At 56.4% G+C, this 24,301-nt stretch carries 18 protein-coding genes; all 18 read right to left on the reverse strand.

Features of this window, described 5'->3' with window-relative positions; all coding sequences use genetic code 11:
- Window positions 1-37: 37 nt before the first annotated feature.
- The 18 genes from tilS to ispU all read right to left on the reverse strand — a co-directional run bounded on the left by tilS (window position 38) and on the right by ispU (window position 24,190).
- On the reverse strand, window positions 38-1,357 hold the full coding sequence (gene tilS / locus DCL27_RS12810; RefSeq protein WP_005282988.1) for a tRNA lysidine(34) synthetase TilS: 1,320 nt from the start codon (window positions 1,355-1,357) through the stop codon (window positions 38-40).
- A 143-nt stretch (window positions 1,358-1,500) separates the two neighbouring features.
- Window positions 1,501-2,982, reverse strand: a complete 1,482-nt coding sequence (gene dtpD / locus DCL27_RS12815) for a dipeptide permease DtpD (RefSeq protein WP_035598494.1) — start codon at window positions 2,980-2,982, stop codon at window positions 1,501-1,503.
- An 82-nt stretch (window positions 2,983-3,064) separates the two neighbouring features.
- Window positions 3,065-5,209, reverse strand: a complete 2,145-nt coding sequence (locus tag DCL27_RS12820) for a lysine decarboxylase CadA (RefSeq protein WP_005282982.1) — start codon at window positions 5,207-5,209, stop codon at window positions 3,065-3,067.
- 138 nt (window positions 5,210-5,347) lie between these two features.
- Window positions 5,348-6,679 (reverse strand): cadaverine/lysine antiporter, encoded by a 1,332-nt coding sequence (cadB, locus tag DCL27_RS12825; RefSeq protein ID WP_005282978.1) that lies wholly within the window; start codon window positions 6,677-6,679, stop codon window positions 5,348-5,350.
- 416 nt (window positions 6,680-7,095) lie between these two features.
- Entirely contained in the window at window positions 7,096-8,739 is a 1,644-nt protein-coding gene (cadC, locus tag DCL27_RS12830) for a lysine decarboxylation/transport transcriptional activator CadC (protein WP_005282973.1), read from the reverse strand.
- Between the two features lie 114 nt (window positions 8,740-8,853).
- The gene (locus DCL27_RS12835) at window positions 8,854-9,240 is read right to left on the reverse strand and encodes a VOC family protein (RefSeq protein ID WP_035597731.1); all 387 of its coding nucleotides are present in this window, start codon (window positions 9,238-9,240) and stop codon (window positions 8,854-8,856) included.
- 151 nt (window positions 9,241-9,391) lie between these two features.
- Window positions 9,392-10,351 (reverse strand): acetyl-CoA carboxylase carboxyl transferase subunit alpha, encoded by a 960-nt coding sequence (accA, locus tag DCL27_RS12840; protein ID WP_035597734.1) that lies wholly within the window; start codon window positions 10,349-10,351, stop codon window positions 9,392-9,394.
- Between the two features lie 12 nt (window positions 10,352-10,363).
- A complete protein-coding gene (gene dnaE / locus DCL27_RS12845; protein WP_035597737.1) occupies window positions 10,364-13,852 on the reverse strand; it encodes a DNA polymerase III subunit alpha in 3,489 nt (1,162 codons plus the stop codon).
- 56 nt (window positions 13,853-13,908) lie between these two features.
- Window positions 13,909-14,502 (reverse strand): ribonuclease HII, encoded by a 594-nt coding sequence (rnhB, locus tag DCL27_RS12850; protein ID WP_005282958.1) that lies wholly within the window; start codon window positions 14,500-14,502, stop codon window positions 13,909-13,911.
- Window positions 14,495-15,679 (reverse strand): lipid-A-disaccharide synthase, encoded by a 1,185-nt coding sequence (gene lpxB / locus DCL27_RS12855; protein ID WP_035597741.1) that lies wholly within the window; start codon window positions 15,677-15,679, stop codon window positions 14,495-14,497. Before lpxB ends, rnhB begins: the two co-directional genes overlap by 8 nt.
- 3 nt (window positions 15,680-15,682) lie before the next feature.
- The gene (gene lpxA, locus DCL27_RS12860; RefSeq protein ID WP_035597744.1) at window positions 15,683-16,471 is read right to left on the reverse strand and encodes an acyl-ACP--UDP-N-acetylglucosamine O-acyltransferase; all 789 of its coding nucleotides are present in this window, start codon (window positions 16,469-16,471) and stop codon (window positions 15,683-15,685) included.
- A 3-nt stretch (window positions 16,472-16,474) separates the two neighbouring features.
- Window positions 16,475-16,930 carry a 3-hydroxyacyl-ACP dehydratase FabZ gene (gene fabZ, locus DCL27_RS12865; RefSeq protein WP_005282947.1) on the reverse strand — a complete coding sequence of 152 codons (456 nt, stop codon included), beginning with the start codon at window positions 16,928-16,930 and terminating at the stop codon, window positions 16,475-16,477.
- A gap of 109 nt (window positions 16,931-17,039) precedes the next feature.
- Entirely contained in the window at window positions 17,040-18,062 is a 1,023-nt protein-coding gene (gene lpxD, locus DCL27_RS12870) for a UDP-3-O-(3-hydroxymyristoyl)glucosamine N-acyltransferase (RefSeq protein WP_005282944.1), read from the reverse strand.
- A gap of 3 nt (window positions 18,063-18,065) precedes the next feature.
- Window positions 18,066-18,563, reverse strand: coding sequence for a molecular chaperone Skp (gene skp / locus DCL27_RS12875; RefSeq protein WP_005294976.1), 498 nt, complete (start codon window positions 18,561-18,563; stop codon window positions 18,066-18,068).
- A gap of 202 nt (window positions 18,564-18,765) precedes the next feature.
- On the reverse strand, window positions 18,766-21,153 hold the full coding sequence (gene bamA, locus DCL27_RS12880) for an outer membrane protein assembly factor BamA (protein WP_035597747.1): 2,388 nt from the start codon (window positions 21,151-21,153) through the stop codon (window positions 18,766-18,768).
- A gap of 34 nt (window positions 21,154-21,187) precedes the next feature.
- Window positions 21,188-22,543 (reverse strand): sigma E protease regulator RseP, encoded by a 1,356-nt coding sequence (rseP, locus tag DCL27_RS12885; RefSeq protein ID WP_035597750.1) that lies wholly within the window; start codon window positions 22,541-22,543, stop codon window positions 21,188-21,190.
- An 18-nt stretch (window positions 22,544-22,561) separates the two neighbouring features.
- Window positions 22,562-23,419 carry a phosphatidate cytidylyltransferase gene (gene cdsA / locus DCL27_RS12890; RefSeq protein WP_005294973.1) on the reverse strand — a complete coding sequence of 286 codons (858 nt, stop codon included), beginning with the start codon at window positions 23,417-23,419 and terminating at the stop codon, window positions 22,562-22,564.
- Between the two features lie 9 nt (window positions 23,420-23,428).
- The gene (ispU, locus tag DCL27_RS12895) at window positions 23,429-24,190 is read right to left on the reverse strand and encodes a (2E,6E)-farnesyl-diphosphate-specific ditrans,polycis-undecaprenyl-diphosphate synthase (protein WP_005294971.1); all 762 of its coding nucleotides are present in this window, start codon (window positions 24,188-24,190) and stop codon (window positions 23,429-23,431) included.
- Window positions 24,191-24,301 lie beyond the last annotated feature (111 nt).

The following is a 24,301-nucleotide window of genomic DNA, read 5'->3' on the forward strand; positions in this document are numbered from 1 at the left end:
CGCTCTCTTCTCCTGGGGGGCACACTGCTCCCGCCTGTTACATCCAGTCCTTCGTCCAATGAATATTCCATGCCGTATCTTCAGAGACAGCTTGCCCCTCCTGGGTAACGAAGACGCCCAAGGCGGCGATCAGATGCTCACCATAATACAGCATCGGCGTCCGTTCACGCTCCCAAGGTGGAATATGCAACTCCTGCCAGATTTTTTTAATCGGTCGAGAATGACGCCGACCGACGATACGCAGCACCCCTTGTGCACAGAAACGGATGGAGACGGCCTCATCGGCCGCTGGCGCGCGAACGGCGATCCCGCGAGAGCCCAGCTGCAGTTCGCCCAACCCATCGGGCAGGCTTAGCGGTTGGCGTGGATCCCACGACAACACCTCGTCACGTAACGAGCGCATCGCGGGCAATAGGTAGAGACGGCGGCGGAAGCGCCGGATCTGGCTATTCGCCAGATGCAGTTGTGGCTCGGCATCGTCGCGCGCCAAGGCCACCTCATGCCATAGGCGCTGTAACTGCTCACGAGTCGGCATGGTGACGCCAAAACAGGCGATCCAACGGCGCAGCAACGCATAGCGTTTGGCCTCGGACAACGGCAGTAATCCGTCGACACTCAGCGAATCATCCTCGCTCATCAACGCCTGTAACGACTCCAGCAATAGCTCATCCAGCAACTGCTCCTGCTCGGCACACAGGCTAGCGCTGCGCGCCACCGCCTCGGAGAAGTGTGGCCAGCGCGCGCGCAACAGTGGCACGATGCGCATACGCAGGAAGTTACGGTCGAAGCGGGCATCGGCGTTGCTATCATCCTCGACCCAGGTCAGGTGGTGTGCCTGCGCGTAACTCAGTAGCTGACGTCGGGACAATCCTAACAGAGGGCGCCGCTGTTCAGTGGCGAAGAAGGGCATGCTTTCGGCCATCGCCGACAGACCGGTCGGCCCGCTGCCACGCTTGAGTGCCAATAGGAACGTTTCACACTGATCGTCCAGATGCTGGGCGGTCAGCAGCGTCTCGTGGCTGCCGATCAACGCCGCGATAGCGCGATAGCGGGCATCGCGTGCCGCCGCCTCGACGCTATTACGCTGGGTGTCCACTTGCACATGTAACACATGCAACGGCACCTGCCAGTGGTGACAGACCGACTCACAATGCTCCACCCACTGATCGGCGAAAGCGCTCAGACCATGATGCACATGTACCACCCGCAGGCGGAGCTGAGGCAGGCGCGTGGCACGCAACTGCACCAGCGCATGCAACAGCACGGTGGAGTCCAGGCCGCCACTGAAGGCGACCAACAGGTGCCGCCGCCCGGCTAGCTTGTCGGCGATGTGCATCTGGATATCTAGGGTATTCATGGAAATATTCGCGGCTTACACCGCCCTGCATCGATAAGTATCAGCACGTTAACCAGCAATTCGTCGAGAAGCAAGCCCCGCCACTCACAGAATGACCGGGCCGGCTATCACACTCCGCTGGGCCGCCCAAGAGGGCAGCCCTTTTACTCTGACACCACCTGCGGCGCGCTACGGCGCAGCAGCAACAGGTTGACCAGCCAAATCACGGCAACCAGCAGCACACAGCCCAATGCCCCCCAGGCGATGTCGCTAAACACCTTGGCATAGGCCATCACCGAATGGGTCAACGCCTCGCCGCCATGGGCAAAACTGGACTCGGCGGTCTGATTGGCGATGATCCCGGCCAAGTAGTTGGCTACCGATCCGGTCGCCAGCATATAGATCCCGGTGAGGACGCCCGTCACCCCGGGGATCTTCAGGCGCGTGATCTGCGCCATGGCGACCGGATCGATAAACAGTTCTGCGCATCCCATCACCGCCAGGCCCAACACCGTCAGCCCCATCGAGGCTTGACCATGCAGCGCCGCCCATCGGGCATTGAACGTTAGGATGCCGAAACCGGCGCCGATCAACGCCAGTCCGAGGGCAAACTTGCCCCAGATACGCAAGATACGGTTACCACCGCTACGCTCACTGACCAGCCAGGCCAGCACCACGCCACTGATCATCACCGCACCGCCATTGACCGACTGGAACAATGCCGTCGGTACGGTGAAGGAGAACAGATGGCGATCGACGAAGCGGTCGATAAACAGGCTGATGGAACTACCGCCCTGCTGAGCAAAGGCCCAGAATAGAGTACCCAACCCCATTAATATCATGATCTGTAGCAGCCCACGTCGCTGCTCGCTGTCCGCACGACGGAAGATATTGGTCAGGATGATCATCGCCCCGGCGCATACCAAGGCCAAGGCATAGCTGGACCAGTCGCGCCAGAACAGGATGGCCACCAACAGCGGTGAGAGGGCCAAGACCAACACCAGCCAGCTCCAATTAGGTAATAGCGCCTTACGCGCGCGCAACGCTGGGCCGTTCATTCCCTTGGTGTGGCGGAAGTGGCGGTGTCCACAGATAAAAATCACCAGACCGGCGCACATGCCGATCCCCGCCAGCGCGAAGCCGACGTGCCAACCATACTGCTCGGCGGCCAGACCACAGGCAATCGGCGCTATGATCGAGCCAATATTTCCCGCCGCATACAGTAGGGAAAAGCCCCCGTCACGGCGTGGATCCTCTGCAGAGTAGAGTTCGCCGAGCAGGCAGCTGATATTCGATTTAAATAGACCGTAGCCACAGACAATGATGGCCAAGGCGAGATAGAGGGAGAACGGGGAGACGGCACTCAACCCTAACACGACGTGTCCCAGGGTCATCAGTGCGGCGCCGGTGATCACCGCGACGCGGTTACCGAGCAGTTTATCCGCCAAGATGCCGCCGAGGATCGGCGTCACATAGACCAGTGAGGCATAGGCACTGTACAGGCCGAAGGCGTGGGTATCGTTATAACCGAGTTGGTGGGTGAGATAGAGGATCAGTAACGCACGCATGCCGTAAAAGCTGAAGTATTCCCAGATTTGCAGCGCTACGACATAGTAGATTGCGCGCGGTTGTGAGGGTGTTTTCATAGAGTCTCCCTGAAAGCGGGGGGATACGATAAGGGGAAAAATAAAGGGCGCCCCCTACTGGGGCGCCCTCGGTCATCAGCGATTACTTCTGTTCTGTTTTCAGAACTTTCACTGTGTAACGACCATCAGCCTGACGATAAGCGCCGTGGATGTCGGTTTCGAAGCCCGGGTAGTGAGCACCGATTTCGCACAGCATCTGCAGGAACTCCAGTACCGGACGGCTTTCTTCGGTCAGCATTTCACCCGGCATTACCAGCGGAACTCCCGGCGGGTACGGCAGGATCATGTTGGCGTTGACTTTGCCGATCATCTCTTCGAGGTAAACCTCTTCGGTCTGACCGCGCAGTTCCATCTGGAATGCGTTGTGCGGGTTCATCACCATGGTCGGCAGAACTTCGAAGGCACGGTACATCAGATCCGGCAGGTTGTGATGCTGAATCAGTGCGTGGATGCCTTGAGCCAGTTCCTGAATACGCATGTTTTCATAGAACTCCGGATCTTCACGGTACAGTGAAGGCAGCATGTTCTTAACGCGCAGGTTCAGGTCGTAGGCACGTTTGAAGTCGGTCAGACCACGCAGCAGGCTCATCGCCTTGGTCTTATCGATACCGATGCTGAACAGGAACAGCAGGTTGTACGGACCGGTCTTCTCAACGATGATGCCATGCTCATCCAGGTACTTAGCCACGATAGATGCCGGGATACCGGTATCCGCCATGGTGCCATCTTCCTTCATCCCCGGAGTCAGCAGAGTGACTTTGATCGGGTCGAGGAACATGTGGTTCTCATCGATGTCTTTAAAGCCGTGCCAAGATTCTTTCGGATCCAGGTTCCAGCATTTCGCTTCGTCGATGTGCTCCGGCTGCCATACGTCGAAGAACCAGCCATCAGACTCGGAACGCAGGCGTTTGATCTCTTTACGGAAGCGGATAGCACGTTCGATAGAACCGTTAATCAGGCGCTTACCAGCATTACCCTTCATCATCGCCGCAGCGGTTTCGATGGAAGCCACGATACCGTAGTGCGGAGAGGTAGAGGTATGCATCATGAACGCTTCGTTGAAGGTTTCTTCGTTGATGTCACCTTTAACGTGGATCATGGATGCCTGAGAGAAGGCCGCCAGCAGTTTGTGAGTAGACTGGGTTTCATAGATCACCTTGCCTTCTACACGATCGCCACTCATGCCGCACAGGCCTTTGTAGATCGGGCTGAAGTTGGTGTAAGGCACCCAAGCTGAGTCGAAGTGGATGGATTTAACATCCAGGGTCTTCTTGATGTATTCCGCGTTGTAGAACAGACCGTCGTAGGTGGAGTTGGTCACTACGGCGTGTACCGGCCAGGTCGCGTTCGGGGTGTTCTTCACACGCTCTTCGATGGTTTCACGAGCGAATTCGCTCTTCGGAATACCACCCAGGATACCGTAGGCGTTACGGGTCGGACGGAAGTAGATCGGCGTAACGTCGCTCATCATCATCAGGTGAGTCAGAGACTTGTGGCAGTTACGGTCGATCATGATGGTGCTGCCGGCCGGTGCGGAGTACATACCAACAATCTTGTTGGCGGTTGACGTACCGTTGGTCACCATGTAGCTGCGTTCAGCGTTGAAGGTACGTGCGATGTACTCTTCGGCTTCTTTATGCGGACCGGTGTGGTCCAGCAGAGAGCCCAGCTCGGAAACGGAGATGGAGATGTCAGATTTCATGGCGTTAGCGCCGTAGAAATCATAGAACAGGCTACCTACCGGGCTCTTCTGGAACGCGGTGCCGCCCATGTGGCCCGGCGTACAGAAGGTGTACTTGCCTTCTTTCACGTAGTTGAACAGCGCCTTGGTCAGCGGCGGCAGGATTTCGTCTACGTAAGCGTCGGTGCTCTGACGGATTTTCAGGGCGATGTCTTCGGCTGCACCCAGGGCGTATTCGAAGAATTCAACGTTCAGACGCAGATCGCTCAGGCTAACATCCAGCGTAGAGTGGGTGTTGGCGAAAGCGTAAACCGGCAGATGCTCGTTCATCTCGCTGATGTCACGGCACAGGTCCAGGTTATAAGTATCCCAGTCGAAGATGACGCCGCACAGACGGGCGTTATTGTCGATCAACTTCAGCAGGTCTTCACGGTCGTTCGGATAAACGATCTGAAAATTCTGAGCTTCCAGTGCCTTATGCAGTTCACGGATGGGTTCTTCTTTGAAGTAAACACCCATGTGATTAAGGATGGCAATAATATTCATACTTTAATTCTCCAGGCAAAATGCGGGCCTCTCTCCGCGTGCGTTGGAACGCGTCATAGTAGAGAGAGGCTGGATAAAGTCGTTAAATTACTTGCTGTGTGTAATCGTTAGGATTACGAAATCGTGTAGCTTATTTACTTATGCCGCGGCGTTACTGTTGTTTTCAGTATTCTGTGCCTTGCGGGTGTTCATCTTGCGTGCATAGAACATCAGGATGATCAGGCTGACGATGAAGGTACCGGACAGCTCCATGTTGCCCGCACCCATCAGTGCGATGAAGCAGAAGCAGCAACCCAGTACAGCGGCAACCAGACTCATGATGTTCTTAACGTTGGCACCTTCGAAGCGAATCAGGTCAACGCAAGAGTAGAAGTACGGCAGCATGGTCAGCAGTACGGCGATACCCGTCAGCATGCCGAACAGGTCAGAGGCTTTACCGCCGCTGGCGTTCAGGATGGTGATCAGTACCATCAGGACAGTCATTTTCACGGAAGCCAGCAGCAGGCCTTTCTTCGGAATGCCGTTCTTATCCAGTTCACCGTAAACTTTCGGGAAGTTGCCATCGTTGGCGGCGCGAACACCCGCCTGGCCAACCAGCATCATCCAAGAACCCAATGAAGTCAGGCAGGCAAATGCGGTGAAGGCAGAGACGACCGGACCAGCCCAATGACCGACCATCGCAGAGGCGGAGACGGCGAACGGTGCACCGGAAGCAGCCATTTCACTGGCCGGGAACATACCGGCGATAACCTGAGTCGCGGCGATGTAGACGATACCGGCCAGGCAGGTACCCATCATGGTAGCCAGCGGAACGGTACGCTGCGGATTCTTCACCATACCGGTACTGACTGCGGCAGATTCAACCCCAACGAACGCCCACAGGCACAGCAGGATACTCTTGACGACAGCGTGAGTATCAGTACCGCCAGAGGTGTTCCAGTTAGCGTGATAAACGGCCGGATCGAACCAGGCCCAACCAGCGATGGCGGTGCCCACAACCGGGATCAGTACCAGAACCAGACCGATAGTGGTCAGACGGCTCACCCAGGTACCACCCAGCATGTTAACGAAGGTGAAGATCCAAACGATGGCGATACAGGCGATACCTGCCGGTACCGGGCTGTTCAGCAGCGGGAAGAAGGTAGACAGGTAAGAGACGGCGGTGATGCCGATCGCCAGGTTACCGATCCAGTTTGCATGGTAGTAAAGAACACCGGTCTGGAAACCGAATGCAGGGCCAACCTCACCAGCATAGGCAATCGGGCCACCCTGCTGCGGGTTCTTGGTAGCCAGTCGGGCATAAACATACGCCAGAGACATGGCACCAACCAGAGAAATGATCCAGCCGAAAATGGCGATAGAACCTAAACTCGCCAGGTTTGCAGGCAGAAGTGCGATGCCGCTCCCCATCATATTACCGGCAACAACACCGGTACAGGCGATAAGCCCGATTTTTTTGCTCGATGACATGGTCAAGTTGCTCCTGATTAATTTTCAGATAAGTCGGCTTTACGCATATAGCTAGCGAGTGGTCGACTTGATGGCAGGCATAGTAATGACCCGGTAAAGCAAAGTCCTAAAGGTAAAGTTAAATTCTCAGCGTGTCGCAATAAATGACATCTTGATGTTTTTCTCCCTCACCCCAAAAAACATCAAGAGCAGGCATATAAAGCCTTATAAATCATTCTGTTGACATAAAAATGACATGAAGAAATCGCACAATAAAAACACAAAAAAAGCAACAAAAGGCTAACCGTATTTGTCACACAAAAGTAACTAAAAGCCATAGAGACATGAACAAAGTTGAGATTTAACACTCAGGATGAGGGGAATAAAAAAGCCCGCCGACATCATTGCCGGCGGGCTTGATTATTTATAATACAAATCTACTCGATTTTTTCTGCGTCATAATTAAGCAGGTAGGGGGCGACGCGTTCAATATTCGTTTGAAAGACGCCATTCTTAATCCAATACAGGGTGTTGTTACCCGGACGTAGATTAAATGCAGTGATATAGGCATCTGCCGCCTGGTTATTCTGCCCCTTCAATTCGTACACTTTACCCAGCAAGACATAGTTCAGCCAGGACATCTCCAGCTCGATACCCTTATTGATGGCGGCAAACGCTTGTTCAACCTTCCCCTGCCCCAGATAGTCGACAGTATAAATCTGCTGAATAATGGGGGTTCCCTGCAACAGCTTATTCTGCTCCACCTCATTAATCTCCTGACGCAACGCCGTCAGTTGTGGTGCACTCAGGGGCTGATAAGAGTTAAGCAGAATGTCGACCAACGCCTTCTCCGCTTTAGCATAGACGAAATCAGGGTCTTGTTTGATCAGCTGCGCCAACAGACGGTTCGCTTGGTTCAGCGACTCGCCATCACCCTGTAGCAACAATTGATGGGCCTGATAATACTGTTGCAACATCTGGCTATGAGTCGGTACCAGCGTATCGTAGCGCAACGCCAAGGAAGGCGGCATCTTGACCTTGAGAACGGAGAAAATGCTATCGACGAAGTCCTTCTGCACACTCAGCAAATTATCCGGAGTGATGAAGTAACGCTTCTCCAGCATCACCGAGTTGTCGGCATTATCGACCAGGCGTACCGAGAGGAAACACTGTTGCGCCCGATAGTGGCGTTGGTTGACGAACTCGATATACAACGACTTACCCGAGCTACTGGGGCCGCCATAGTTGTAGTTGGTCTGATCGTGGACCAGGAAGGTGGAGTAGGTGTTTAACCCTTGAGTCAGCTCCTCACTCAACCCCACGACATAGGAGAGTTGATTGGTCCAATTACTGCAACTGTTCCCGCCCTGGATGCGGATATCGATGTCGCGCGGGTTGAGCAACATCGGCTGAGGGGCTACCGGGACGCGATTACTGAACACCGCTAAGCCAACGAAACTGACACAGAGCAGCAACGCGGTCAAAAATGCCACCCAGACCCAGAAAGAGGAGCGTTTATAACGCGGAATACGCGTAAGTGGCGCAACCTCTGACTCTGCCGCTCGCTCGGATAGCGGTGAGGCCGGTGCGGCCGCTTGCGCCACCGGCATCTCCACGGGCGTGCGTGGCGACACGGGAGGCGCGGATGTCTGAGGCGGTGCCTCTGCCGTAGGCGACGCCTCCACGCGGCCGCTCAGCGGCGCGCTAGACGACTCTAGCGACGTGGCGCTCGCCAGCGCGAGTTCACTACTCTCCCCGTTACACCAGAGCACCGGCTCAACCAACTTGTAGCCGCGCTTCGGCACGGTCACGATGTACTCGGGGGCCTCGGTACGTCCATCCTTGAGGTACTTCCGTAATTCAGAGATGCACTGAGTCACAACGTGATTGGTGACGATATTTCGTTTCCATACGTTGTCAATCAGTTCATCCCGACTCAGCACCGTATCCGGATGGTGAGCAAAGTAGCTCAACATATCGATGAGTCTGGGCTCAAGTACCAACACGCGTCCTTCGCGAGTGATTTTGTTATCTGCTGCCAGTACTAACCACTCGCCTACGCGGAAAGTTTGCTCTTGCATAGTGTACTAATTGCCCGGAGAGAAAAGTCTAAAACGTGTCATACTAGCATAGTGCTTAAAGTAACACCTACACGCCGTCTATTAATTTATCAAAGTAACTATTTTGTTAGTAAATCAATCCTGATACAACTCTAACGGTAATCCATCGGGATCGCGCAAAAAGGTAAAACAGCGCCCGCTGTTCTCATCGCGTCGTACCGGCTCACACGCCACTCCCTGCTCAGCAAGCTCGGCGATCGCGAGCGCCAGATCGCTCACACCGAAAGCCAGATGGCGCAAGCCACATGCCTCAGGTGCGGAAACACGCGCTGGTGGGGAGGGAAAGGAAAACAACTCCAGCGTATAGACGCCATCCAGTGCCAGATCGCCCTTCCAAGAGTCGCGATCGGCGCGATAATGCTCATTGATTAAGGAAAATCCGAGAATGTTACAATAAAACGCCTTACTACGCGCATAATCCGAGGCGATAATGGCGATGTGATGGATACGGTTGAGCTTCACTGTATCTCCAAAGGGGTGACAATGTTTGGCGGATTATGCCGCGTCTGCACAAAAAAGGTTAGCGTCTCACTGTGGAAAATATACAAGAAATAAAGACATCAAGCCCGACAGGCGGGCTTGATAAGTAGAAAGGCGGGAGAATAAAGCCCGATCAGCAGTAGCCGTAGTTCATCAGGCGTTGATAGCGGCGATCGAGGAGCTCTTCGGTCTCCAACGCGTCCAGTTCAGCCAAATCGGCGACCAACTGCGTCTTCAGGGTAGCCGCCATGGTCTGCGGATCACGATGCGCGCCGCCCAACGGTTCTGGGATCACCGAATCGATCAGCTTCAGCTCCTGTAGACGCGGGGCGGTAATGCCCATCGCTTCCGCGGCCAACGGTGCCTTGTCGGCGCTCTTCCACAGAATCGAGGCACACCCCTCCGGTGAGATCACCGAATAGGTGCTGTATTGCAACATGTTGACCTTGTCGCCCACCCCGATAGCCAACGCGCCGCCGGAGCCACCCTCACCAATTACCGTGCAGATCACCGGGACCTTCAAGCCGGACATCTCACGCAAGTTGCGTGCGATCGCCTCGGACTGACCGCGCTCTTCCGCCCCCACGCCCGGATAAGCCCCCGGGGTATCGATAAAGGTAATAATCGGTAAGTTAAAGCGCTCGGCCATCTCCATCAGGCGCAAGGCCTTACGGTAACCTTCCGGCGCAGGCATGCCGAAGTTGCGACGGATCTTCTCTTTGGTCTCGCGCCCCTTCTGATGACCAATCACCATCACTGGACGGCCATTCAGACGCGCCATACCACCAACGATAGCTTTATCGTCGGCGAAGGCACGATCGCCAGCCAGTTCATCGAAATCGGTAAAGATATGCTGAATATAATCCAAGGTATAGGGACGACGCGGATGACGCGCCAACTGAGCAATTTGCCAGGCTCCCAGATCGGAAAAAATCTTACGCGTCAGTTCAACACTCTTGTCACGCAGACGTTGAACCTCTTCGTCGATATTAATATCCAATTTTTCGTCTTGACGGCTGAGTGCGTTCAGCGAGTCGATCTTCGCTTCGAGTTCGGCAATCGGCTGTTCAAAATCCAGAAAATTCAGACTCATAGTATTCCTATATTAGTCAAATTCCAGTTCAACTTGTTCGTTCCCCACCAGCGTACGTAGATCGAGCAACAGACGATCTGTCGGCGTCACGCGCCAGGCCGCGCCAAAACGGACCCTGGCTCGCGCATCCGCGCGCTGATAATAGAGATGAACTGGGATCGTCCCCGAACGATGTGGTTCCAACGCTTCACGGAGACGGTTTAAAAGCTGATCATCAATTTGCCTGTCGGTCAGCGAGATGGCAAGTCCGCGAGCATATTTTTCACGGGCTTCGCTGATATCCATGAGCTCGCGGGCGATCATTTTAAGGCCGCCGCTAAAGTCATCAAAGCTGACCTGTCCACTGGCGATCAGGATACGGTCTTTTTCCAACAAATGCTGGTATTTTTCCAGCGCATCGGTGAACAACATCACCTCAAGACGACCGGAGCGATCGTCGAGGGTACACATCCCGATGCGGTTACCACGCTTGGTGGTCATCACCCTGGCGCCCAGCACCAGGCCAACGGCGGTGGTCATCTTACCACGCTCCGTCGGATGCATATCCTTCAGGCGACCGCCGCCAGCATAGCGTTCGATCTCCTTCAGGTATTGAGTGATCGGGTGGCCGGTCAGATACAGCCCCAAGGTCTCGCGCTCACCGTCCAACACCATCTGTGGTGGCCAGGGTGGCACACTACCATAGGACTTCTCGACCTGCTCCGGCTCCTCGGCCAGGACACCGAACATATCGGCCTGGCCGATAGCCTCGGCGCGCGCATGCTGCTCGGCGGCCTTGAGTGCATCATTCAACGAGCTCATCAACGCGGCACGATGCGGCCCCAAACGATCGAAGGCACCAGACATGATCAGCTTTTCCATCACCCGACGGTTCAGCTTCTTGGTGTCGGTTCGGGCGCACAGGTCGAACAGATCCTTGAAATAGCCCTGCTCACCGCGGTTACGCGCCTCGATGATCGCCTCGATAGGCCCCTCCCCTACCCCCTTGATAGCGCCGATACCGTAGACGATCTCGCCTTCATCATTGACGTGGAAGTGGTACTGCCCACTGTTGATGTCCGGCGGTAGGATCTTCAGCCCCATGCGCCAACACTCATCCACCAGCCCGACGACCTTGTCGGTGTTATCCATATCGGCCGTCATCACCGCCGCCATAAATTCCGCGGGATAGTGCGTCTTCAACCATAAGGTCTGATAAGAGACCAGCGCATAGGCGGCAGAGTGCGACTTGTTGAAGCCATAACCGGCGAACTTCTCCACCAGGTCGAAGATGTGCATCGCCAGCTCGCCGTCGACGCCGTTGTTCCTGGCTCCCTCCTCAAACACCGAGCGCTGCTTGGCCATCTCCTCCGGCTTTTTCTTCCCCATCGCACGGCGCAACAGATCCGCCCCGCCCAGCGAGTAGCCGGCCAGCACCTGGGCGATCTGCATCACCTGTTCTTGGTACAAGATGACGCCGTAAGTCGGCTCCAGCACCGGCTTCAAGCTTTCATGCTGCCACTCGCGGTCCGGGTAGGAGAGCTCCTCACGCCCATGCTTACGGTCGATGAAGTTATCCACCATCCCCGACTGCAACGGCCCCGGTCGGAACAACGCCACCAAGGCGATCATATCTTCGAAGCAGTCTGGCTTCAGCCGCTTGATCAGATCCTTCATCCCACGCGATTCCAACTGGAATACCGCCGTGGTTTCCGCGCGTTGCAGGATGTCGAAACTCTTCTGATCATCGAGCGGGATGGCGGCGATATCCACCGGCTCCAGCCCATGGCGAGCGCGACGCGCGTTGATCATCTCCAACGCCCAGTTGATGATGGTCAGGGTACGCAGGCCGAGGAAGTCAAACTTCACCAACCCGGCATACTCCACGTCGCTCTTATCGAACTGCGTGACCGGATGATTCCCCTCGGCATCGCAATACAGTGGCGCAAAATCGGTGATCTTGGTGGGGGAGATCACCACCCCACCGGCATGTTTACCGGCGTTGCGTGTCACCCCTTCCAGCTTGCGGGCCATGTCGATCAGCGCGCGCACCTCTTCGTCCGCCTCGTAGATCTCCGGCAACTGAGGCTCCGCCTCGAAGGCCTTGGCCAAGGTCATGCCCGGATCGGGCGGCACCAGCTTGGAGATGCGGTCGACGAAGCCGTAAGGATGCCCCAGGACGCGACCGACATCACGGATCACCGCCTTGGCCGCCATGGTGCCGAAGGTGATGATCTGCGACACCGCCTCGCGACCATACATCTCGGCGACGTGATCGATCACCCGATCGCGTTTCTCCATGCAGAAGTCGACGTCGAAGTCGGGCATCGAGACACGTTCCGGGTTGAGGAAGCGTTCGAACAGCAGATCGAAGGCTAATGGATCCAGGTCGGTGATCTTCAGCGAATAGGCGACCAGCGAGCCCGCACCAGAGCCACGCCCCGGGCCGACCGGTACCCCGTTATCCTTCGACCATTGGATAAACTCCATCACGATCAAGAAGTAGCCGGGGAACCCCATCTGGTTGATCACCTTCAGCTCGATCTCCAGACGCTCATCGTACGGCGGACGGCACCGCGCGCGCTCCGCCTCATCGGGGAACAGGAACGTCAGACGCTCCTCTAACCCCTCGTGCGCCTTCTTCACCAGGAACGCTTCCGTCGTCATCTCCCCAGTCGGGAATTGCGGCAGAAAGTACTCGCCGAGGCGAATCGTGACGTTACAACGCTTAGCAATCTCTACGCTATTTTGCAGCGCCTCCGGCAGATCGGCGAATAGCTCGCACATCTCCGCCTCGCTACGCATATATTGCTGAGCGCTATAGTTACGCGGACGCTTCGGATCATCCAGGGTATAGCCGTCATGGATCGCCACCCGGATCTCATGCGCGTCGAAGTCCGATGCCTCCAAGAAGCGGACGTCATTGCTGGCCACCAGCGGCAGATCACGCTGCTGCGCCAGCTCCACCGCCATGTGAAGGTAATTCTCCTCGTCGGGACGCCCGGTTCGCACCAGTTCGAGGAAATAACAATCGGGGAAGTAACGCTGGTAGAAATCGACGCATTCGTTGACCAACGCCTGATTACCGCGTAACAGGAGCTTACCGACGTCACCCTGACGGGCGCCCGACAGCAAGATTAAGCCCTGGCGGTATTGCACTAACCAGTCACGATCGATGGTGGGACCCTCGGCACCGTAACCGCGCTGGTAGGCGTGCGAGATCAGTTGGGTCAGGTTCTGGTAGCCGGTATTATCGCTAGCCAGGATGGTCAACGACGCCAGCTCATCCCCCATCATCTCGCTACGCACCAGCACATCGGCACCGACCAACGGCTTGATCCCGGCCCCATGCGCGCTGCCATAAAACTTCACCAGGCCGCACAGATTGGTATGATCGGTGATGGCGAAAGCGGGCATCCCCAGCGCAGCGACCTTCTTGACCAGGGGACTGGTCTTTGCCAGCCCGTCGATCATCGAATAGTCACTGTGCACATGCAGATGTATGAAACGCGGCTCCGCCATCGAACGATTACCCTTTAATACCAGAAAACAAACTCATACCGTGGAGGAATGAGCCATCACAGGCCCAAGACCCGCTTCACCGGCGCAAAGCTGCGACGATGTTGATCGGTCGCGCCCAGCTCCGCCAGACGCGCCAGATGTAAGGCGGTAGGATAGCCCTTATGTTGGGCGAAACCATACGCCGGGTACTGACGATCCAATGCCGCCATCTCGCGGTCTCGGGTCACCTTGGCCAGGATCGAGGCGGCGCTGATCTCCGCGACGCGACTATCGCCCTTCACCACCGCCTGGGCCGCCATGGGCAAGGCTGGGCAACGATTGCCATCGATCAGCACCAAATCCGGCGGCAACGTCAGCCCCGCCACCGCGCGCTGCATCGCCACCATGGTGGCCTGTAGGATATTCAGACGATCGATCTCCTCCGGCTCGGCACGGCCAAGGCTCCAGCACAATGCCTTCTCGACGATCTCGTCATACAGCGCGTTGCGCCGCTTCTCGCTTAACTTCTTCGAGTCCGCGAGCCCCCTGATAGGACGCGCCGGATCGAGGATCACCGCCGCCGTCACTACCGCGCCGACCAGCGGGCCACGCCCGACCTCATCCACACCGGCGATACGCTCGGCGGCAGGATAAATAAAGATATCACTCATGCATCGACTCCTGAGGCCTATCGGCCAACGCCAGCACCGCCTCGGCCGCCTGCTCGTCAGCGCCACAGCGGATCTGGCGATGCAGTTGCAGGAAGGTCTGCTTCAGCGCCTCGCTCTGCGCACCGTCGGCCAGCAACGGCGTCAACGCCTGCGCCAGACGCGTGGGTTCACAGTCATGCTGCAACAGCTCCGGCACCAACTCGCGACCGGCCAACAGATTCGGCAGTGAGACAAACTCGGTTTTCACCAGGCGTTGCGCCAGCCAGAAGGTGAAAGGCTTCATACGGTAGGCGACTACCATCGGACACTTGGCCAACATGCACTCCAAGGCCGCCGTCCCCGACGCCAGTAGCGCGGCATCGCTGGCGTACATGGCATTGCGCGCCTGACCATCCAGCAGATGCGCCGTCAGATCCGGCGCCACCTCGGCCTTGATGCGCTCAAACTGTGCGCGACGACGGGCGTTGACCAGCGGCACCACGATCTGCAAGTCGGGGTAATGCTGGCGCAATAGCAATGCGGTACGCAAAAAATCGGCGCTCAGCATCTCCACCTCGGCGCTACGACTGCCGGGCAGTAATGCCAGACAGCGCGCGTCGGCGGCGATCCCCAACGCCTGACGTGCCGCGGCGCGATCCGGCACCAACGGCATCGCATCGGCCATGGTATGGCCGATGAAGCGACAGGGAACATTGAAACGATCGTAGAAGGCTTTCTCAAATGGTAAGAAGGCCAACACCAGATCGGTAGCGCGGCCAATCTTAAATACCCGCTTCTGACGCCAGGCCCAAACGGAGGGGCTGACATAGTGGATGGTGCGAATCCCCCGCTGATGCAGGCGCCCCTCCAGAGTCAGGTTGAAGTCCGGCGCATCGATACCGACGAAGACATCGGGCTGCAACGCCGTAAAGCGTCGCGTTAACTCCCGCCGAATCGTTAACAGACGCGGCAGGCGCTCCAGCACCTCGACGATCCCCATCACCGCCAGCTCTTCCATCTCGAACCAGGCTTCACAGCCCTCGGCCTGCATCAAGGGACCCGCTACGCCGACGAAGCGCGCGTCGGGATGACGCGCCTTCAGTGCGCGGATCAGGCCGGCTCCGAGAATATCGCCGGAGGTTTCCCCGGCGACCAAACCAATGGTTAGCGGGCGTTGGCCCAATGCTGCCTGCACCATAGATTAACGGATGATGCCACGCGTAGAGCGGGCGAAGAAGTCAACAAACAACTGCACCGCCGGCTGCTGCTGCGCCAGGGCCTCGATCTCCGGCTTCGCCTCCTCCAGCGTCTTACCGCTACGATAGAGGATCTTGTAGGCGTTACGGATCGCCTGCAGGGCACTCTTATCGAAGCCACGACGCTTCAGCCCTTCCAGATTCAGGCCATACGGGGTGGCGTGGTTACCTTGAGCAATCACGTACGGCGGCACATCCTGCGCCACGCCGGAACAGCCACCGACCATCACATGGGCACCGATCACGCAGAACTGATGCACCGCCGTCATGCCACCGATGATCGCATAGTCATCGATGGAGACATGGCCACCCAAGGTCGCGTTATTCGCCAGAATACAACGATCGCCGATCACACAGTCGTGCGCAACGTGGGTATTGACCATCAGCAGGTTATCGCTACCGATACGTGTCAGACCACCGCCTTGCGCCGTACCGCGATGAACGGTGACGCTCTCGCGAATGCGGTTACGATCGCCAATCTCAACACGGGTCGGTTCACCGGCATACTTCAGATCCTGATTCACTTCGCCGAGGGTGGCGAACTGATAGATCTGGTTGTCGCGGCCGATTTTGGTGATCCCATTGACCACCACATGGGACTTGAGCACGCTGCCCGCACCGATCTCGACGTGAGAACCGATATAGCAGAAGGGGCCGATATGAACTCCGGCGCCAATCACCGCGCCATCTTCAACAATGGCACTGGGATGGATAAAGGCGGTTTGATCTATCACGTATTAAGCCTCACGGTTACGAGCGCACATCATGGACGCCTCGCAGACGATCTTGCCGTCAACCTTGGCAACACCGTTGAAGCGCGCCACACCACGACGCTCCTTGAGAAACTCGACTTCCAGAATCATCTGATCGCCCGGGTGTACCGGACGTTTAAAGCGGGCATCATCGATACCGGCAAAATAGTACAGCTCGCCCGGCTCCAGTTTACCCACGCTCTTAAATGCCAGGATACCGGTGGCCTGTGCCATCGCTTCGAGGATCAGTACCCCGGGGAAAATCGGCTTGCCCGGGAAGTGGCCCTGGAAAAACGGCTCGTTGAAGGAGACGTTCTTCACCGCACGCAGAAACTTACCCTCTTGGTAATCCAACACACGGTCAACCAGCAGGAACGGGAAACGATGCGGCAGTAGTTCTAAGATCTCTGAAATATTGAGAGTATGAGTGTCAGTAGTCAAAATACTCTTCCTGTAAAAAAACGGATGTCAAACAACACGGCCTGCCTCACTCCGCAAGGGAAGGTGATGCAGGCCGCAAATCGGATTGGGCCTGGTGGCCCGGCGGGCATTAATCGCTGTGAACTTTCTTTTCGACAGCCTTGAGACGCTTATTGATCTCGTCAATATTCATCACCAATGCGGCCGTCTTACGCCAGGTCTTATTCGGCTGTAGCGGAATACCCGAAGAGTAGATGCCGGGTTCGGTGATCGGACGCATCACCATGCCCATCCCCGTCACCACCGCCTGATCGCAAATTTCCATGTGGCCATTGATCACGCTGGCGCCGCCAATCTGGCAATAACGGCCAATCTTGAGGCTACCGGCCATGATAACACCACCGGCAACTGCTGTATTGTCGCCAATCATGACGTTGTGCGCAATCTGGCACTGGTTGTCGATAATCACGCCGTTACCGATCACGGTATCATCCAACGCGCCGCGATCGATAGTGGTACAGGCGCCGATCTCGACACGATCGCCGATACGCACGCTGCCCAACTGCGGAATCTTCACCCAGTTACCACGCTCGTTCGCGTAGCCGAAGCCATCACTGCCGATCACCGTACCCGACTGCACCAAGCAGTGTGCGCCGATCTCGACCTGATGATAGACGCTGACGTTGGCCCACAGGCGGGTGCCGGCGCCAATCTTGGCAAACTTACCGATGAAACAGCCCGCGCCGATGATCGCCCCTTCGCCCAGCTCCACGCCCTCTTCGATCACCGCATTGGCGCCGATAGAGACATGAGCGGCCAGCTTGGCCGTCGGATCGATCACCGCGCTCGCCGCAATGCCGCTCGCCGGTTGTGGCGTACTGTCCATCAGCTGTGCCATCAACGCGTAGGTCAGGTAGGGATTCTTCACTACCAATGCCGACGAGGGGCAATAGGCCAGATCCGCTTGCGTCAACACCACGGCGCCAGCCTGGCAGGCGGCCAATTGCTCACGATAGCGGCTGTTGGACAGAAAAGTAATCTGGTTCGCTTGTGCTGAATGCATCGACGCCACGCCGGTGACGACGAGATCGCCATCACCGTGTAGTTCGGCATTCAACTGCTGAGCAAGGTCAGCCAGTCGAATTGAAGCCATGCCTTATTTAACCTGTTTCAATACTTGAGCAGTGATATCGTCAGACGGCTGAGAATAGGCCAACGCGTTGGCGTCGATCACCATATCGTAGCCCTTATCTTTCGCCACGCTGCGTACCGCATCTTGGATACGGCTCAACAGCTTGTTGCGCTCTTCCATCTGGCGACGACGATTGTCCTGTTCGAAGGCTTGCGCCTTACGGGCGAAGGTTTCACGCTGTGCCGTGATCTCCTTTTCTAACCGAGTACGCTCACTGGCTTTCATGGTGGAGCCATCGCGCTGCAAACGTTGCATCTTCGTCTGTAGATCGCGCTCCATCCCTTGCAACTCGGTCGCACGACTCTTGAACTCGCTCTCCAGCTGCTTCGCCACCGCTTCACGCTGTGGCAATTGCTGGAAGATGCTAGCAACGTTGACAAAGGCAATTTTCTCAGCAGCCTGTACGTTGGCAGAGACTGCCATTGCGACGCTTAAACCCGCGGCATATAACCACTTTTTCACTTTGAACTCCTTACCATCACCTAGTTGTGTCAATGACACGTCACTGCACAGGCGCCGACCCATCGTGTCTCACCACGTCCAGAGAAAAGAACGCGCTGAGCGGAGCATATGCAAAAAAGGGGCGGATGCGATCCCGCACCTTTATACCTAAAGGCCTGCGCAGATGAGTCCGCCAGGCCTCTCTCAGATAGCGCGTAGCCGGTTACCAGGTCTTACCGATGTTGAACTGGAACTGCTCCGACTTATCACCCTCATATTTCTTAACCGGTTGAGCGTAGGAGAACACCAACGGGCCGAGCGGTGACATCCACTGTAGCGCCACACCGGCAGACATGCGCACGTTGGTCGCTTTACTGTAGTCCGGTAGGGCCGGATAGGCCGCATGATCCCAGTTAGTATCCCATACGGTACCGGCATCCATAAACACGGAGGTTCGCAGGGAGTTAGCATACTGCTCGCTGACGAACGGCGTCGGGGTAATCAACTCCAGGCTGGCAACCGCCATGGCATTACCGCCCACCGCATCGTTGTCGCTGGTCTTGCTGGTATCCACGCTACCATTGCTATTCAGATAAACCGCTTTCGGACCGATGTTATTCGACTGGAAGCCACGCACGGTACCTGAACCACCGGCATAGAAGTTCTCATAGAACGGCATCTCTTTGCCGCCGAAGCCGTTGCCATACCCCAGACGGGTCCGCCCCAACACGACCCAAGTACGATCTTGGTTAATCGGGAAGTAGCTCTGGCTGTCAAAGGTCAGCTTGTAATATTCGTTATCGGAGCCCGGCAGGGTTATCTTACCGTTCAACGACGCCTTATTACCGGCCGTCGGGAAGAAACCGCGATCCAGGTTGTTATAAGCCCAACCGGCGGTCCAGGTATAATCGTTCGCCTTGTAGCTGGCGCTGTTACTATCGCTCGGGTTCTGACCCACGGAGCGCAGATAACGCCACATCGACACCTGTGGCTGCATATCAGACAGGTCGTTATGCACATAACCCAGGCCGGTACGCAGCGAGTTATTTTCGTTGATCGGGAAACCTAAGGTACCATCGAAACCATAGCTGCTGTTGGTGTAGTCAGACAGATCGGCGTCGTTGGCTTTAAAGTCATTATAGAACAGGCGTCCGCCCAGGCTGACCCCATTCACCGTAAAGTACGGGTCGGTCAGCGACAGCTCGGCATAGGTCTGATAGTCGTTCTTGGTACCGTTAATCGCCACCACGTTGCCGGTGCCCAGCCAGTTATCCTGCTGTACCCCGACCTGGAAGCTAACGCCACTCTCGGTACCATAGCCGATACCGAAGTTAAAGCTACCGGTATTGCGCTCTTTCACCTTGTAGATCACATCGACCTGATCCGGCGTACCCAGCACGCGTTGGGTCTCGACGTCGACGTTTTCAAAGTAGCCGGTACGGTTCAGACGCTCTTTACCCTGCTCGACCTGATCGCTCCCCAGCCAAGACCCTTCCATCTGACGCATCTCACGACGCAGTACCGAGTCTTTGCTGGTATCGTTACCGACGAAACGGATCTGACGAACATAGTAGCGGTTACCGGCATCGATATTCATATGCAGGATAACGGTCTTATCCTTGTCATTGATCTCCGGCTGCGTCTGTACGCGTGGGTAGGCATAACCATAGCGACCCAACAGCTGCTTGATCTCGTCTTCCATCTTGGTGACCTTGGCGCCGTTGTACAACTCGCCCGATTCTACCTTAGTCAAACGACCGATCTCGGCGCTGTAACCCGCCATATTGCCGGTGACATCCACCCCTTGCAGCTTATACTGATCGCCTTCGGTGATGTTGATGGTGATGTAGATACCTTTCTTATCCGGCGTCAGGCTGACCTGGGTCGAGTTAATCGCAAAACGCGCATAACCACGATCCAAGTAATAACTGCGCAGAGCCTCCAGATCACCGGCCAGCTTCTGTTTTTGATACTTACGGTCGGCCATCAGGTTCCACCACGGCACATCATCGCGCAGTTGGAAGTGACCCAACAGATCGGCGCTACTGAAGGCATGGTTACCCACGATGTTGATCTGCTGGATTTGCGCCGACTTACCCTCGGTAAACACCAGCTTCAGATCCACGCGATTACGTGGCAACGGCGTTACCACCGCCTTCACCGTAGCGTTATATTTACCGACGCTGTAGTAGAAATCCTCCAGCCCCTTCTCGATGCTGGACAGGGTGGTGCGATCCAACGCCTCGCCGACACGGACCCCGGAAGCCTCCAGGTTCTGTTTCAGCATCTCATCCTTCACCGACTTGTTACCGGAGAAGGTAATGCTGGCGATGGTCGGACGTTCCTTAACCTGGACGATCAGATTATTACCATCACGCAGGACACGCACATCCTCGAAGTTTCCGGTGGCGTACAACGCGCGGATGGTATTACTCAAATCCTCATCAGAGACGGTATCGCCTACGCGAACCGGCATGTTAAGTAACGCCGCACCGACGGCGACCCGTTGCAGTCCTTCGAAATGAATATTTTTCACTACGAAACCATCTGCACCGTATACGGTTGCGCTGCCAAACAGCAGCGACGCTAAGAGCAACTTTTTCATCGCCATCGTTGTTATGCGTTCTTCCTAACAATCCCGCGCATTAAAGTCGCGAGAAATCATTGAAAAGTGCAAGCCCCATAAACAGCATCAGCAGAATCGTGCCGATGCGATAGCCGAAAGCCTGAACTCGCTCGGACACCGGCTCGCCCTTGAGCTTTTCCAGCGCAAGAAACAGCAGATGTCCCCCATCAAGAACCGGTAAAGGGAACAGGTTGATGATCCCCAAGTTAACGCTGATCAGCGCTAAAAACATCAGGTAATACACCAAGCCATACTCGGCCGCCGCTCCCGCCCCCTGTGCTATGGAGAGAGGGCCGCCCAGATTATTTAACTTCACATCACCGGTAATCAGTTTACCCAGCATGGAGACCGTCAGCTTCATCAGCTGCCAAGTCTTATCCGTCGCCTGATACAGTGCCACGAAAGGCCCGTACTGACGAATAGTTTTGTACTCTTCCGGCAAGGGAATCACTTGCGGCACGACGCCGGCGAAACCCTGTTCTTGGCCGCGCGCGACACGCCGACTCTCCGGCGTTAACGCCAGCGTTAGCGGACTACCATTCCGCTCAACCGACAGCGCTAACGTATGCCCGGGGTTATCACGAATTAGCAGGGCAAAATCACGCCAACCATTAATCGAATCGCCATTGACTTTAACGATCCTGTCCCCTACTTGTAAACCTGCTTTCTCCGCCGCCGATCCCTTTTGTAACGCGGCTACCACGGGCTCGATGGTCGGCCCACGCGGAATGATACCCAGCGATACCACCGGATCCTGCCGCTCGGGGTCGAAACGCCAGTCGCTGAGGTCAAGAGTCTTCGTCGTAACCCGATCGCTGCCAAACGGCCCGACCCCCAAGGTAGTTGAGCGGTCGCCGATCTGCCCGACCAGTGCCAAACGAACCGACTCCCAATCCGGTGTATCGACACCGTCAACCGCCTTCAGTTCCATTCCCGGCGCAATATGCGCAGCGGCGGCGATAGAATCCGGCGTGACCTCCGCGATGACCGGACGCACGCTGGGCACGCCGATGACGAACACCAGCCAATAAGCGAGGATAGCGAATAAGAAATTAGCGATAGGGCCGGCGCTGACGATCGCGGCGCGCTGCGCCACGCTCTTATTGTTGAATGCCTGATGACGGAACTCGGGCGAGACGCTCTCGACTCGCTCGTCCAACATCTTGACGTAGCCCCCCAGCGGGATCAGCGCGACGACAAACTCGGTACCCCGGCGATCGACCCGACGCCACAGCGCCTTGCCGAAACCGATGGAGAAGCGCTCGACACGCACACCACAACGGCGCGCCACCCAAAAGTGACCAAACTCGTGTACGGTGATTAATACGCCTAACGCCACCAAGAACGCCGGTAATCCCCATAGGATATTACTCATCGCCTCTCCCCCACCGTGTTAGGCCTGACCAAACACCAATAGCATCAGGCAGGCGAATACCGGCACCGCCGCCGTCAAACTGTCGATGCGATCCAGCACGCCGCCATGACCGGGGATCAGATGACTGCTGTCCTTAATCCCGGCCTCACGTTTAAACATGCTCTCGGTCAGATCGCCTAATACCGAGGCCAGTGCGGCGATCACGGAACAGATCAGCAGGATACGGACATCGATATCCAGTGGGGCATAGCGGCCAAACAGCCAAGAGATCAGCGCCGAGGTCATCAGTCCACCGATCAATCCTTCCCAGGTTTTTCCCGGAGAGACCTTCGGTGCCAGCTTGTTCTTACCGAATAGCTTACCGAAGATATAGGCGCCGGAATCGGCTCCCCAGACCAGCAGCATGACATAGAGCAACCACCAAGCGCCCCGGTAATGGTTCGCCTCGTAGCCATATTGACGCAACGCAACCATTCCCCAGAAGAATGGCAGGATGGTGACGATGCCGAACAGCACCTTGATCGTGCGCGAATGGCGCCACCAACGGGCGGATCGTGGATAGAAAAAAACCAGGAATAACGCCAGTAGCCACCAGCCAGCCGCCGCCCACAAGGAACCTGCGATCAGCGGTAAATGCACGCTACGGTTAAATTCGGGCATGCCCAGCAACATCGCGGCCAGCACCAAACCACAGATGACAGCCCCCCAGATACGCTGATGGCGGCTGGCGAAACCCGCTAGCTGCCCCCATTCCCAGGCCGCCAACATACACACGGCGAGTGTCACCAGCGAGAAGCCCAGCGGCGGCAGCAAAAAGAGTGCGGCAATCACCACCGGGACCAAAATTAATGCAGTTATAATTCGTGACTTCAGCAAAAGTTCCCCCTATGACGCAGCAGCTGCGTTGATAGGCGTGGTACCCCCGAAGCGACGCTCTCGTTGTGCAAATGCATTCAGTGCACCTTCAAAGGTTGTTTCATCAAAATCAGGCCACAGCACATCGGTAAAGTAAAACTCTGAATAGGCAATTTGCCATAACAAGAAGTTACTCACTCGATGTTCTCCCCCGGTGCGGATCACCAAATCCACGGCATCCTGGTCATGCAGGCATACCTGCTCGCCCAGCATCGCTTCCGAGATCGCCTCCGGCGCTAACGTTCCCTGCTGAACCCGCTCCGCCAGCACTTTAACGCCTTGCACGATGTCCCAACGCCCACCATAGTTGGCGGCGATATTCAGGGTCAAACCCTCATTAGCCGCCGTCATCTGCTCCGAGCGACGAATGCGCTCCTGAAGACGCGGCGAGAAACGGCTAATATCGCCAATCACGCGCAGACGTACCTGGTGCTTATGCAACCGCTTGACTTCACTATCCAGTGCCCGGACAAATAGCTCCATCAATGCCGAGACTTCCTGTTGCGGCCGATTCCAGTTCTCGCTGCTAAAGGCGTATAGCGTCAGAGCCCGTATTCCCCGGGCGACAGCAAAGCGCACCGCACAGCGTACCGACTTCACGCCGGCCTTATGTCCGAATACACGCATTTTACCCTGACGCTTGGCCCAACGACCGTTACCGTCCATGATAATTGCTACATGTCGGGGGACCGAGGCCGCGTCGCTCATCACAGTTGGTTGTGTGGATGACATACGTGTAAATATTTCCTCAACGAGCCAGCAGGGGCCATAACTGCACCGTATCGTCGCGCCTATTCCTGTCGCAACGATACTACCTGCGTAAAAAAGCCGTGTATCAGCACG

Source organism: Edwardsiella tarda ATCC 15947 = NBRC 105688 (assembly GCF_003113495.2).
In the GTDB taxonomy this organism is placed as follows: domain Bacteria; phylum Pseudomonadota; class Gammaproteobacteria; order Enterobacterales; family Enterobacteriaceae; genus Edwardsiella; species Edwardsiella tarda.

What these genes read in the sequence shown, in the direction of transcription:
- tilS (WP_005282988.1), bottom strand. Translation starts at nt 1,357, where the DNA reads ATGAATACCCTAGATATCCAGATGCACATCGCCGACAAGCTAGCCGGG.
- dtpD (WP_035598494.1), bottom strand. Translation starts at nt 2,982, where the DNA reads ATGAAAACACCCTCACAACCGCGCGCAATCTACTATGTCGTAGCGCTG.
- DCL27_RS12820 (WP_005282982.1), bottom strand. Translation starts at nt 5,209, where the DNA reads ATGAATATTATTGCCATCCTTAATCACATGGGTGTTTACTTCAAAGAA.
- cadB (WP_005282978.1), bottom strand. Translation starts at nt 6,679, where the DNA reads ATGTCATCGAGCAAAAAAATCGGGCTTATCGCCTGTACCGGTGTTGTT.
- cadC (WP_005282973.1), bottom strand. Translation starts at nt 8,739, where the DNA reads ATGCAAGAGCAAACTTTCCGCGTAGGCGAGTGGTTAGTACTGGCAGCA.
- accA (WP_035597734.1), bottom strand. Translation starts at nt 10,351, where the DNA reads ATGAGTCTGAATTTTCTGGATTTTGAACAGCCGATTGCCGAACTCGAA.
- dnaE (WP_035597737.1), bottom strand. Translation starts at nt 13,852, where the DNA reads ATGGCGGAGCCGCGTTTCATACATCTGCATGTGCACAGTGACTATTCG.
- rnhB (WP_005282958.1), bottom strand. Translation starts at nt 14,502, where the DNA reads ATGAGTGATATCTTTATTTATCCTGCCGCCGAGCGTATCGCCGGTGTG.
- lpxB (WP_035597741.1), bottom strand. Translation starts at nt 15,679, where the DNA reads ATGGTGCAGGCAGCATTGGGCCAACGCCCGCTAACCATTGGTTTGGTC.
- lpxD (WP_005282944.1), bottom strand. Translation starts at nt 18,062, where the DNA reads ATGGCTTCAATTCGACTGGCTGACCTTGCTCAGCAGTTGAATGCCGAA.
- bamA (WP_035597747.1), bottom strand. Translation starts at nt 21,153, where the DNA reads ATGGCGATGAAAAAGTTGCTCTTAGCGTCGCTGCTGTTTGGCAGCGCA.
- rseP (WP_035597750.1), bottom strand. Translation starts at nt 22,543, where the DNA reads ATGAGTAATATCCTATGGGGATTACCGGCGTTCTTGGTGGCGTTAGGC.
- ispU (WP_005294971.1), bottom strand. Translation starts at nt 24,190, where the DNA reads ATGTCATCCACACAACCAACTGTGATGAGCGACGCGGCCTCGGTCCCC.